Consider the following 12,732-nt stretch of genomic DNA (forward strand, 5'->3'; position numbering starts at 1 on the left):
AGCATGCCCGGGGGTTCCGCCACGGGTCGTGCGGTGAGCAGGCGGGGCCTGCTCACCGGCGGCGTCGTCGCCGCCGGGGGCGCGCTCGCCGGGGCCGCCGCGACCGCCGCGGCCCGTTCCGACCATCCCCGGGTACGCTCCGCCGCGCCGGTCCCGGTGGCACAGGTCGGCGACGCGGTCGAGCCGTTCCACGGCGCCCGCCAGTCCGGGGTGACCACCGAGCCGCAGGCGCACGCGGCGTTCGTCGCGTTCACCCTGAGACCGGGCACCGACCGGGCCGCGCTCGGGCGGATGCTGCGACTGCTCTCCGACGACGCCGCCCGGCTCACCCAGGGCCGCCCGGCGTTGGCCGACACCGAACCGGAACTCGGCCTGCTGCCGGCCCGGCTGACCGTGACGTTCGGCTTCGGCCCCGGCCTGTACACCGCCACCGGGCGCGCCGACCGCCGGCCCGCGTCGGTGGCCGAGCTGCCCGCGTTCCGCATCGACCGGCTGCAACCGCGCTGGTCCGGCGGGGACCTGCTGCTGCAGATCTGCGCCGACGACCCGCTCACCGTCGCCCACGCCCAGCGCGTCCTGGTCAAGGACAGCCGGCCCTTCGCCAGCGTCCGCTGGGTGCAGCAGGGCTTCCGGCGGGCCGCCGGAGCCGAGCCGGGGCGCACCCAGCGCAACCTGTTCGGCCAGCTCGACGGCACCGCCAACCCGAAGCCCGGCGCCCCCGCCGACACCGCCGTCTGGGTCACCGACGGGCCGGACTGGCTGCGCGACTCCACCACCCTCGTGCTGCGCCGGATCAGCATGAACCTGGAGACCTGGGACCTGCTCGGCCGCACCGACCGGGAGGTCGCCGTCGGGCGACGGCTGGACACCGGCGCGCCGTTGACCGGAGCTGCCGAGCACGACGAGCCGGACTTCGCCGCGCTCGGCCCGGACGGGCTCACCGTCATCCCGGACTTCGCCCACCTGACCCGTGCCCACGTCACCGACGACCGGCTGCGGATCCTGCGCCGGCCCTACAACTACGACGGCGTGCCCACCGCCGACGGGCACGCCGACAGCGGCCTCGTCTTCGCCGCCTACCAGGCCGACATCACCCGCCAGTTCCTGCCCATCCAACGGCGGCTCGCCGCACGGGACCTGCTCAACGAGTGGACCACCCCGATCGGCTCCGCCGTGTTCGCCGTACCGCCGGGCTGCCCCGACGGCGGCTGGGTCGGCCAGCAGGTGCTCGGATGACCACCACCAGGAAGGCTCCTCGCCCGATGCGTACCCGTGCCGTCGCCGCGCTCGCCGCGGCACTCACCGCGCTGCTGCTGGCGCCGGCCACCCCCGCCGCCGCGCACAACGCGTTGCAGTCCGCCACACCCGCCCAGGACGCCCGGCTCACCACCGCGCCGACGTCGGTGACGCTGCGGTTCCTGCAACGACTCAACCCGGAGTTCACCACCATCGTGCTCAGCGACGCCGACCGGCGGAAGGTGGCGACCGGCGCGCCGGCCGTGGACGGCACGGCCGGCACCGTGACCGTGGACCGGCCGCTGGCCAACGGCACCTACACGGTCGCCTACCGGGTGGTGTCCGCCGACGGGCACCCGGTGCAGGGGTCGTACCGCTTCACCGTGGCGGACCCGGCCGCGCCCACCGCCTCGACCGCGGCCGAGCCCACGGCGGCCGGGGCGTCCGCCGACGCCGACGGCGCGGCGAGTCCGGTGTCCGCCGCCGGTGACCTCGACGACGGACCGCCGGTGGCCCTGGTGGCCGGTGGTCTGGTCGCCGCGCTCGCCGTGGCGGGCGCGGCCCTGCTCCTGCTCCGGCGCCGCCGCGTCCCGTAAGTCTCGCGGCCGGGGTCCGCCCCGGCAACCGATCCGAAACCAGGTTCCGCACCGTGCACCAGCCCACGTCACCGTTCCCGCGGTCCGACCCTCGCCGCGCCACCGCCACCGCCGCACCGACCAGCTCGAATCCGCCCACCGCGCGACCGGAGGCCGCCGGACCGGACGCGGTCGGACCGGTTGCCGCCGGACCCGGTGCCGGTGGGTCGGGGCCGGCCGGCTGGCTGGTCGGGTCGGTCGCGGTCGGCGCGGCGGTGGCCGTGCTGCTGCTCGCGCTGCGCCTCGGCGGGGCGCTCGCCGCCGCGATCCCCGGCCTGCCTGACCCCGGCCCGGTCACCACCTGGGCGCTGCCACCGGTCCGGCTGCTCGCCGACGGGCTGGCCACGATCACCGTCGGGTTCGCGGTGACCGCCGCGTTCCTGCTGCCCGGGGACGGGGCGAGCGTCTCCGCGCACGGCTGGTTGCTGTTGCGTCGCGCCGGCCTGGCGGCTGCCGCCTGGGCCGTGGCGGCCCTGGCGCTGCTGGTGCTGACCGTGTCCGACCTGCTCGGCGTGCCGCTCGACCGGCTCGGCGCGGCGAGCGTGGTCAGCTTCGGCGTCGACATCTCGCAGGGGCAGTCGCTGCTGGCGCAGGCCGCACTGGCCGCGGCGGTGGCCGTGGCGGCGCGGACCGGCGTGTCCCGCGGCACGGCCGCCGTCGCATCCGGGCTGGCGCTGGTCGGGCTGCTGCCGCCGGCGTTGACCGGGCACGCCGCCGGGGCCGGCAACCACCAGATCGCGGTGTCGAGTCTGGCCCTGCACGTGCTCGCCGCCGCGCTGTGGGCCGGTGGCCTGGCCGCGCTGCTGACCATCCGGCGCAGCCGGCACCTGCCCGGGGCCGCCGCCCGCTACAGCCGGCTCGCGCTGGCCTGCTTCGTCACGGTCGCGGTCAGCGGCCTGGCCAACGCCGCGGTCCGGCTCGGCGCCGTCGACGCGCTCTGGCAGTCCCGCTACGGGTGGCTGGTGCTCGGCAAGCTCGCCGCGCTCGGTCTGCTCGGCCTGCTCGGCGCCGCGCACCGGTCGCGTACCCTGCCGGGTCTGGCCGCCGGGCGGCGCGGCGCGTTCGCGCGGCTCGCCGCCGGGGAACTGGTGCTCTTCGCCGCCACGATCGGGCTGGCCGTGGCGCTGTCGCGCAGCCCGACGCCGGTCGTCGAGCCGGCGGACGCCGACCCGGTGACCGCGGTGCTCGGGTTCGGCATGCCGGCCGCGCCCACCGCGGCGCACCTGCTCGGGCAGCCGCTGCCCGACCTGTTCTTCCTCACCCTGACCGTCGTCGGCATCGCCGGCTACCTCGCCGGGGTGCGCCGGCTGCGCCGGGGCGGGCACCGCTGGCCGGTGGCCCGCACCGCGAGTTGGGTCGGCGGTCTGCTGGTGCTCGCCGCCACCACCGGCCTCGGCTTCGCCCGCTACGCCTACGTGCTGTTCAGCGCGCACATGGCGCAGCACATGGTGTTGTCCATGCTGGTGCCGATCCTGCTCGTCGGCGGCGCCCCGGTCACCCTCGCGTTGCGGGCGCTGCGCCGCCCGACGGAGGCGGGGGTACGCGGCACCCGGGAGTGGCTGCTGCGCGCCCTGCACAGCCGCCCGACCCGGCTGCTGACCCACCCGCTGGTGGCGCTCGGCGTCTACACCGCGAGCCTGTTCGGCCTCTACTTCAGCGACCTGCTCGGCACCCTGATGCGCTCGCACCTCGGGCACCTGGCCATGCTGGGGCACTTCGTGCTCTCCGGCTATCTGCTGTTCTGGGTGCTCATCGGCATCGACCCGGGCCGGCCCCGGATCCCACATCCGATCCTGGTGCTCGTGCACCTGGCCGCGATGATGGCGCACGGCTTCTTCGGTCTCGCGCTCATGCAGACCACCACCGTCATCGCCCCCGACTGGTATCTCGGCGTCCACCCCGACTGGGCGTCGTCGCTGCTCGACGACCAGAAGCTCGGCGCGGGCATCGCCTGGGCGTTCGGCGAGATCCCGGCCGCCGTGGTCATGATCCTGCTGGTGCGGCAGTGGATCCGGGCGGACCAGCGCGAGCAACGCCGCCTCGACCGGGCGGCGGACCGGGCCGAGGCCACCGGCGAGGACGACGACCTCGCCCGTTACAACGCGTTCCTGGCCGCCGCCGCGCGCGACCGGAACTGATCGGGACATCGGCGGGAACTTCTGCGCGCCCCGGCCCGACCATTCACCCGGGAGACGGCAAACCGCGCACCACGGCACGGCTCGACGGGCGGCGGGCCGGCCATCCCGCATTTCCCTTTTCTCGATCGGAGTTGCCCTGATGTCCGTGACCGAGCTGCCCGGCGACCGCGCGCCGGACTCCCCCACCGTCCCGGCGGATCCACCCCGGCCGGCACGTCGATCCGCCCCGCTGACCGCGCTGCTGACCCGTCTGCACTTCTACGCCGGCATCCTCGTCGCGCCGTTCCTGCTGGTCGCCGCGCTCACCGGGCTGGCCTACACGCTGACCCCGCAGCTCGACGGCGCGCTCTACGGCGACAAGCTCACCGTCGCCACCGTCGGCGCGCAGCCCCGACCGCTCGCCGAGCAGATCGCCGCCGCACGCGCCGCGCACCCCGACGGCACGCTCACCGAGGTGCAGCCCGGCGACGGCGATCGGACCACCCAGGTGGTGTTCGCCCGGGACGACCTCGGCGACCGGCAGCACACCGTCTACGTCGACCCGTACACCGCGCGGGTGTCCGGCCAGTTGACCACCTGGTTCGGCTCGACGCCGGCCACCACCTGGCTGGACGACCTGCACCGCAACCTGCACCTCGGCGACGTCGGCCGGCACTACTCGGAGATCGCGGCGAGCTGGCTGTGGGTGCTGGTGCTGGGCGGCGTGGTGCTGTGGTGGCGTCGGCGTGCCGCCGGCCGGGCCCGCGCCCGGCACCTGCTCGTGCCCGACCTGTCCGCCGGCCGTGGCGTGCGGCGCACCCGGGGCTGGCACGCCACCACCGGTGTCTGGCTCGCCGTCGGCCTGCTGTTCCTCTCCGCCACCGGCCTGACCTGGTCCCGCTACGCCGGGGCGAACTTCGGCGCCGGCCTGGATGCGCTGCGCGCCGGCACCCCGGAGATCTCCACCGCACTCGCCGGCCCGCCGCCCGCCGCCGGTGGCGGACACCAGCACGGCGGGTCGCCCATCACCCCGGCAGCGGACCCGGCGACCTACGACCGGGTGCTGGGCAGCGCTCGCGCCGCCGGCCTGTCCGGACCGGTCGCGATCACCCCGGCGGCCGAGGACGGCGCGGCGTGGACGGTCACGCAGACCGACGACCGGTGGCCGGTCCGGTACGACCGCGTCGCCGTCGATCCGGTCGCCGGCACGGTGACCGCGCGCAGCGACTTCGCCGACTGGCCGCTGCTGGCAAAGCTCAGCAAGCTCGGCATTCAGGCCCACATGGGCCGGCTCTTCGGGCCGGTCAACCAGATCCTGCTCGCCGCGCTCGCGCTCGGCCTGCTCTGCGTCGCCGTCTGGGGATACCGGATGTGGTGGCAGCGCCGTCCCACCCGCGCCGACCGCCGGGCCCCGCTGGGCGCGCCGCCGGCGCGTGGGGCGGCACGCGGGGTGCGCTGGTGGGCCTTGCTGATCGGAGTGCCGGTGGTGGTGGCGCTCGGCTGGGCGCTGCCCTGGTTCGGCGGCACGCTGCTCGGTTTCCTGGTGGTCGACGCCGTGGTCGGGCTGCTCCGGCGTCGCCGGCGGCCAGCCGTCCCGGTCTCGCCCGCCCCATCCGGCGGCTGACCGTCCTCGGGCGAGGACCCCACGGCCGTCGAACGCGGGGTCCCGTCCCTGGCCCGTTCCTGGCACTGTGGACGGATGACGGACATCGACGCCCGCCGACCCCACCCCTTCTACCAGGACGCGGACGGCGTCAACCGGCCACCCGGGCCGCGCAAGCACCCGGACTACGCCCGGTTCGCCGCCGGCTCCGGCGTGGTGCCGATCGTGCGACAGGTCGACGGTGCGCCGGTCCCGGCGTTGCTGATCTGCCGGTACGCCGACGTCCGGGAGGTGCTGCGCCGGCAGGACGTCTTCTCCCGGGCCGCCGCCGCGCACGCCGACGAGGTCGACGTGGCGGGCACCATGCTCGGTATGGACGGCGACGGGCACGCCCGGGTGCGTGGCACGGTGAAGGACGCGTTCACCCGACCGGCGGTCGACGAACTGCGCGACGCGGTGCGGGCCGCGGCCGAGGCGAGGCTGGCGTCGATGGTGGACGCCGGCGCCCCGGCCGATCTGCTCCGGGACTTCGCCGTCCCGTTCGCGCTGGACGTGATCTGCGACCTGCTCGGCCTGCCCGCCGCCGACCGGATGCGGTTCCGCCGGTGGGGGGACATGTTCCTCGGCGCCGGTGACCCGAGCCGCGCGGATGCCGCCCGGTCGGCCGAGGAGATGGGCGGCTACCTGTGGGGTCAACTGGAGCGGCGGCGCGGGCGCCCCGGTGACGGCCTGCTCGGCCGGATCGCGACCGCCGCCGCCGACCAGCCGGCGGACGTGCAGATCAAGCTGCCGATCTCGCTGGTGGTGGGCGGCTGGGAGACCACCGCCAGTTCGATCGCCACGTTCGTCCACGTGCTGCAGACCGAGCCGTACGGGCCGGACGGCACCGGGTGGACCTACCTGGTCGCCAATCCGGACCGGCTGGACGGCGCGGTCGCCGAGCTGGAGCGGTTGCACTCCACCGCCAACGGCGACGACATGCCGCGGCGGGTGATGGCGGACGTGACGCTGCCCAGCGGTGCCCGGCTGGCCGAGGGCGACATCGTCGTGCCGTCGCACGACGCGGCGAACCGCGACCCGGACGTGTTCGCAGAACCGGAACGGATGGACTTCGACCGCACGCCCAACCCGCACCTGTCCTTCGGGCACGGTCCGCACTACTGCGTCGGGGCCCACCTGGGCGCGCTGGAGGTCCGCACCGCGCTCGGCCTGCTGCTGCGGAAGCTGCCCGGCCTGCGCCTGGCGGTGCCGGCGGACGAGGTCGCGTGGAAGGCGGGACACGCCATCCTCGGCCCGGTGGGTCTGCCGGTCGCCTGGTAGGCGGCGGGTGTCAGACGGGGGCCCCTGCTCTGCCGGCGGCGCCGACCGGGGGCTCCGCCCGCACCTCGTCCGCGCGGTCGAGGTGCAGGCGCAGCAGCAGCCAGCCCAGCGACACGCCGCCGACGAACAGGTACGCGGCCTGCGTGCCGACCGTGTCCCAGCAGGTGTGCAGCGCGACCGCCGCGGCGAAGGTCAGCAGGAACCCGGCCAGCCGGCGACCGCCGGGCGCGGCGGCGAGGGCGAACAACGCGCCGGCGGTCAGCCCGGTCCAGGACAGGTGCGCGGCGGGCGCGGTGAGGCCGCGCACCAACAGCGTCTGCTCGACCGTCCCGAGTTTGCCCTGCGAGCCGACCAGCGCGGTGAACGCGTAGCCCATCGTCTCCAGGGCGGCGAAGCCGGCGCCGGAGGCCACCCCGATCACCAGCCCCTCGCCCGGCGTCCGGTGCCGCCGCCAGAGCAGCAGGATGCCGACCGGCACGATCAGCTTGGCGGTCTCCTCGATCAGGCCGACGAAGACCATCGGCAGCACGCCGAGGCGGCGCAGCGTGTCGAACTCCAGCCAACCGGCGGCGACCACGCCGATCACCCCGCCGAGGAACGCGGCGAGGCCGACGATCGCGCCGGGGACCCGCCACCGGCCCGACCGGCCCTCGGCGAAGGTGAGGAACGTGGCCGGGGCGATGGCGGCGCCGAGCACGATCAGCGCGGGCACGAAGTTGATGTTCCTGGTGTCGACGAGTGTCGCCAGCACCAGCAGGAACAGGCCGATGCCGACCAGCAGGACCGCGACCCACGCCCAGCGGCGCGCCAGATTCGCCATGCCGCCGAGTATCGTCGCCGCCCGCGCCGAGCGCTATTCCTGGGCTGAGACGAACCCGACACGCGGACCCGACATGTGGTGTTGCCCGGGCATGACCACCGCCAGATATGGTGTCCCCCGTAGCTGGTTCGGCCACGCCCTCGCGGGTGCGGCCGAGGCAAGAGGGAACCCGGTGGAAATCCGGGGCTGCCCCGCAGCGGTGAGTGGGAACGACAGCCGTCATCAGCACTGGGCCACCGGCCTGGGAAGCGACGGCCAGTAGGCGACCGAGACCCGGTCACGCCCGCGAGTCCGAAGACCTGCCAGCGCGCCGCGCGCCGCCGCGCGTGGCGGTCGGAGGTCGCGCGGGACGACCGACGCCAGCAGCCGGGCCGGTTCGTGCGTGCCGTGCCCGTTGGCGTTCTCCCGCCGTCCGAGGCCATCGGAGTGACAGCGAGGAGAGGTCATGACGGTTGTGCGGGAGAGCCCCCCGGAGCAGCGCCGGCCGGCGCTGCGGGTCCGCGGGTCCGACGGCGACACCGAGCCGGTCGACGTCGACCGGGTCGTCCGGGCGGTGCGGCGGTGGGTCGCCGACCTGGACGAGGTGGACCCGATGCGGGTCGCCACGAGGACGATCGGCGGGCTCCACGCCGGGGCGACCAGGTCGGAGCTGGACCGGTTGTCGATCCAGACGGCGGCGGAGCTGATCGGCGAGGAGCCGCAGTACTCGAAACTGGCCGCCCGCCTGCTCGCCGCGTACGTGGCCGAGGAGGTCAGCGGTCAGCAGGTGGCGAGCTTCAGCCAGTCGATCGCGTACGCCCACGGGCTGGGCCTGGTCGGCGACGACACCGCCGCGTTCGTGGCCCGTCACGCCGGCGAGCTGGATGACGCCGTCGACCCGGCCGGTGACCTGCGGTTCGAGTACTTCGGGCTGCGCACGGTCGCGGACCGCTACCTGCTGCGGCACCCGGAGTCCCGGCTGGTGGTGGAGACGCCGCAGTACTGGCTGCTGCGGGTGGCCTGCGGGTTGTCGCACACGCCGGGCGAGGCGGTCGCGTTCTACCGGCTCATGTCGGAGCTGGCCTACCTGCCCAGCTCCCCCACGTTGTTCAACTCGGGCACCCGGCACACCCAGATGTCGTCGTGTTTCCTGGTCGACTCCCCGCGCGACGAGTTGGACTCCATCTACGAGCGCTACCACCAGGTCGCGAAGCTGTCGAAGTTCTCCGGCGGCATCGGCATCTCCTGGTCGCGGGTGCGCGGGCGGGGCGCGCTGATCCGGGGCACGAACGGGCGGTCGAACGGCATCGTGCCGTTCCTCAAGACGCTCGACGCGGGGGTGGCCGCGGTCAACCAGGGCGGCCGGCGCAGGGGCGCGGCCTGCGTCTACCTGGAGCCGTGGCACCCGGACGTGGAGGAGTTCCTGGAGCTGCGGGACAACACCGGCGAGGAGTCCCGGCGTACCCACAACCTCAACCTGGCCAACTGGATCCCGGACGAGTTCATGCGTCGGGTCGAGGCCGACGCCGACTGGTCGCTGATCGACCCGTCCGACGCGCCGGAGCTGCCGGACCTGTACGGCGAGGCGTTCGACGCCGCCTACCGGGCGGCGGAGAAGAAGGCGGTCCGCACGGTGCGGTCCCGGGACCTGTACGGGCGGATGATGCGCACCCTGGCGCAGACCGGCAACGGCTGGATGACGTTCAAGGACGCCGCGAACCGGCTGTCCAACCAGACCGGCGAGCCGGGCAACGTCATCCACCTGTCCAACCTGTGCACGGAGATCCTGGAGGTCAACGACGACGCGGAGACGGCGGTGTGCAACCTCGGCTCGGTCAACCTCGGCGCGCACGTCACCGCCGCCGGCGTCGACTGGGAGAAGCTGCGCGCCACGGTGCGCACCGCGGTGGTCTTCCTCGACCGGGTGATCGACGTCAACTACTATCCGGCGGCGCAGGCGGCGGCGTCGAACCCCCGCTGGCGGCCGGTCGGGCTGGGGTTGATGGGCCTGCAGGACGCGTTCTTCACGCTGCGCCTGCCGTTCGACTCGGCGCGGGCGTTGGAGCTGTCCACCCGGGTGCAGGAGGAGATCCTGCTGACCGCGCTGGAGACCTCCGCCGGGCTGGCCGAGCGGTTCGGCCCGCACCCGGCGTACCCGCGGACCCGGGCCGCGAAGGGTGACCTGCACCCGGACCTGTGGGGCGCGGAGCCGGCGCAGACCGCCCGGTGGACGGCGGTGCGGGCGCGGATCGCCGCGCACGGGCTGCGTAACTCGCTGCTGGTGGCGATCGCGCCGACCGCGACCATCGCGTCGATCGCCGGCTGCTACGAGTGCATCGAGCCGCAGGTGTCCAACCTGTTCAAGCGCGAGACCATGTCCGGCGAGTTCCTCCAGATCAACACGTACCTGGTGCGGGAGCTGAAGGCCCGCGGGCTGTGGACGCCGCAGGTGCGCGACCGGATCCGCCGCGCGGAGGGCTCGGTGCAGGGCATCGACGAGCTGCCCGCGTCGGTGCGGGAGCTGTTCCGCACCGCCTGGGAGCTGCCGCAGCGGGCCCTGATCGACCTGGCCGCCGCCCGTGCGCCGTTCGTCGACCAGTCGCAGTCGCTGAACCTGTTCCTGAGCGCGCCGACCATCGGCAAGCTCTCCTCGATGTACCGCTACGCCTGGAAGTCCGGCCTGAAGACCACCTACTACCTGCGATCCCGACCCGCCACCCGGATCCAGCAGGCCACCGTCGCCCCGGTGCTCGCCCCGGTGCTCGCCCCGGTGCTCGACGCGGCGGCGGCCTGTTCCCTGGAGAAACCCGAGAGCTGCGAGGCCTGCCAGTGACCACGACCGCCGAGAGCCGGCCCATGCTGCTCGACCCGGGCCTGAACCTGACCCTGCGTCCGATGCGGTATCCGCACTTCTTCGACCGGTACCGCGACGCCATCCGCAACACCTGGACGGTCGAGGAGGTGGACCTGCACGCCGACCTGGCCGACCTGGACCGGCTCTCGCCGGCCGAGCGGCACCTGGTGTCCCGGCTGGTGGCGTTCTTCGCCACCGGCGACACCATCGTCGCCAACAACCTGGTGCTCAATCTCTATCAGCACGTCAACTCCCCGGAGGGGCGGCTCTACCTGTCCCGGCAGCTGTTCGAGGAGGCGGTGCACGTCCAGTTCTACCTCAACCTGCTGGACACGTACGTGCCGGACGAGGCCGAGCGGTTCGCCGCGTTCGCGGCGGTGGAGAACATCCCGTCGATCGCCCGCAAGGCCGAGTTCTGCTTCCGGTGGATCGACTCGATCTTCGAGCTGCGCCAGCTACGCACCCGCGACGACCGGCGGGCGTTCCTGCTCAACCTGATCTGCTTCGCCGCGTGCATCGAGGGGTTGTTCTTCTACGGCGCGTTCGCCTACGTCTACTTCCTGCGCTCCCGGGGGCTGCTCAACGGGTTGGCGTCCGGCACCAACTGGGTGTTCCGCGACGAGTCGATGCACATGGCGTTCGCCTTCGACGTGGTGGACACCGTGCGCGCCGAGGAGCCGGAGCTGTTCGACGCCGAGCTGGAGCAGCAGGTCCGGGACATGCTCGCCGAGGCGGTGGAGTGCGAGGCGCAGTTCGCCGAGGACCTGCTGGAGCAGGGTGTCTCCGGCATGTCGTCGGCCGACATGCGGCGCTACCTGCAACACGTGGCCGACCGCCGGCTGGCCGCGCTGGGCATCGCCCCGATGTACGGCAGCGGCAACCCGTTCGCGTTCATGGAGTTGCAGGACGTGCAGGAGCTGTCCAACTTCTTCGAGCGGCGGGTGTCGGCGTACCAGGTCGGCGTGACCGGCCGGGTCACCTTCGACGACGACTTCTGAGCGTCGAAGGAAGGGGCCCCGCCTGACGCATTCCGCACAGGCGGGGCCCCTCTTCCAACACGCGTTACTTGAGGAACCGGTCCAGCGCCGCCTCGATGGTGCCGCTGTCCGGGGCCGCGTACGACTTCATCGTCACCTTGTTGTAGGAGATGAAGCTCGGGCAGCGGGCCGCCGGGGCGGTCACGGTGCCGCCGTCGCCGATCTTCTCGCCGGTCTTCGCCGCGTGGAACGTCAGCGTGTAGCGCGAGGAGATGTAGTCGACCGTGACGGCCTTGCCGTCGGTGGCCTTGTACTGGCACTTCTTCGGGGTGCCCTCGCTGCCCTCGACCACCTTGAGGCAGCCGATCACCGACGCGCTGGCGAAGTCCGCGGACTTGGCGTAGTAGGGCTTGTCCGAGCCGAACGACTTCTGCGACCAGTACGTCGGCCGGTCCGGGGCGTTGGAGAAGACGTACGCCTTGGCGTTCGACGGTCCGGTGTAGGGGGTGGCGTTGAGGATCGAGCCGCCCTCGCAGACCGCGGACAGGTCGCTGGAGTATCGGGCGGTCGTCGCGTCGTTGTCGGTGGGCTCCTCCGGCCCGGTCGACTCCGGCCCGTCCGGCGTGGAGGTGGCGGTCGGCCCCGGGGTGGCGCTGCCGGACGCCACCGGCGTCGGGTCGTCCTTGTCGTCCCCGCCGAACGCGACGTAGGCGAGCCCACCGCCGCAGCAGAGCAGCGTCAACGTCACCGCGCCGGCGGCGAGGCCGACGATCAGCCCCTTCTTCGACCGGCCGGGCGGCGGGACCGGCGCGAACGGCGCCGGCTGCCCCGGATAGCCGGGCTGACCCGGGTACGCCGCACCGGGCTGGGCGCCGTACGGCGCCTCGGGCCCGGGCTGGGCGCCGTACGGGGTGCCGGATCCGGGCTGCGCGCCGTAGGGCGCGCCGGACGCGGGCTGCTGGCCGTACGGCACACCCGAGCCGGGCTGGGCGCCGTAGGGGGCACCGGAGGCCGGCTGCTGGCCGTACGGGGCGTTGGGGTCGGGCTGGTTGCCCCACGCTCCGGCGTTCGGGTCCGGATAGCCTCCGTAGGGAGGGTGATTGTCACTCATCTGAGGTTCTTCCACCTGTCGTCCGTGGTTCCGGCGATCAACCACCCGCAGCGTAATGAGGGCTGCAAACTCACGATCGC

Annotated in this window: 9 protein-coding genes and 1 riboswitch; of the genes, 7 read left to right on the plus strand and 2 right to left on the minus strand. The window is 74.0% G+C overall.

Annotated features, from left to right (window positions below; genetic code table 11):
* Positions 1-3 precede the first annotated feature (3 nt).
* The 5 genes from AB0H28_RS15575 (at position 4) to AB0H28_RS15595 (ending at position 6,911) form a co-directional block, all read left to right on the plus strand.
* On the plus strand, positions 4-1,236 hold the full coding sequence (locus tag AB0H28_RS15575; protein ID WP_358039701.1) for a Dyp-type peroxidase: 1,233 nt from the start codon (positions 4-6) through the stop codon (positions 1,234-1,236).
* Positions 1,237-1,262: 26 nt separating this feature from the next.
* Complete coding sequence (locus AB0H28_RS15580) at positions 1,263-1,832, plus strand: copper resistance CopC family protein (RefSeq protein WP_358039704.1); 570 nt, start codon at positions 1,263-1,265, stop codon at positions 1,830-1,832.
* A 53-nt stretch (positions 1,833-1,885) separates the two neighbouring features.
* Entirely contained in the window at positions 1,886-4,009 is a 2,124-nt protein-coding gene (locus AB0H28_RS15585; protein ID WP_358039591.1) for a bifunctional copper resistance protein CopD/cytochrome c oxidase assembly protein, read from the plus strand.
* A 139-nt stretch (positions 4,010-4,148) separates the two neighbouring features.
* Complete coding sequence (locus AB0H28_RS15590) at positions 4,149-5,612, plus strand: PepSY domain-containing protein (protein WP_358039594.1); 1,464 nt, start codon at positions 4,149-4,151, stop codon at positions 5,610-5,612.
* Positions 5,613-5,687: 75 nt separating this feature from the next.
* Entirely contained in the window at positions 5,688-6,911 is a 1,224-nt protein-coding gene (locus AB0H28_RS15595; protein WP_358039597.1) for a cytochrome P450, read from the plus strand.
* Between the two features lie 10 nt (positions 6,912-6,921).
* On the opposite strand, the gene AB0H28_RS15600 is transcribed toward AB0H28_RS15595, so the two are convergent.
* A complete protein-coding gene (locus AB0H28_RS15600) occupies positions 6,922-7,731 on the minus strand; it encodes a PrsW family glutamic-type intramembrane protease (RefSeq protein ID WP_358039600.1) in 810 nt (269 codons plus the stop codon).
* Between the two features lie 107 nt (positions 7,732-7,838).
* Positions 7,839-8,053, plus strand: a riboswitch (cobalamin riboswitch).
* Positions 8,054-8,176: 123 nt separating this feature from the next.
* Between AB0H28_RS15600 and AB0H28_RS15605 the strand changes: the two genes are divergently transcribed.
* Positions 8,177-10,543 (plus strand): ribonucleoside-diphosphate reductase subunit alpha, encoded by a 2,367-nt coding sequence (locus tag AB0H28_RS15605; protein WP_358039602.1) that lies wholly within the window; start codon positions 8,177-8,179, stop codon positions 10,541-10,543.
* Positions 10,544-10,566: 23 nt separating this feature from the next.
* The gene (locus AB0H28_RS15610) at positions 10,567-11,562 is read left to right on the plus strand and encodes a ribonucleotide-diphosphate reductase subunit beta (protein WP_358039707.1); all 996 of its coding nucleotides are present in this window, start codon (positions 10,567-10,569) and stop codon (positions 11,560-11,562) included.
* Between the two features lie 64 nt (positions 11,563-11,626).
* Here the strand turns inward: AB0H28_RS15610 and AB0H28_RS15615 are convergent, their stop codons facing one another.
* Positions 11,627-12,652, minus strand: coding sequence for a hypothetical protein (locus AB0H28_RS15615; protein ID WP_358039605.1), 1,026 nt, complete (start codon positions 12,650-12,652; stop codon positions 11,627-11,629).
* Positions 12,653-12,732 lie beyond the last annotated feature (80 nt).

It is taken from the genome of Micromonospora sp. NPDC050980, assembly GCF_040653835.1.
Lineage (GTDB): Bacteria > Actinomycetota > Actinomycetes > Mycobacteriales > Micromonosporaceae > Micromonospora.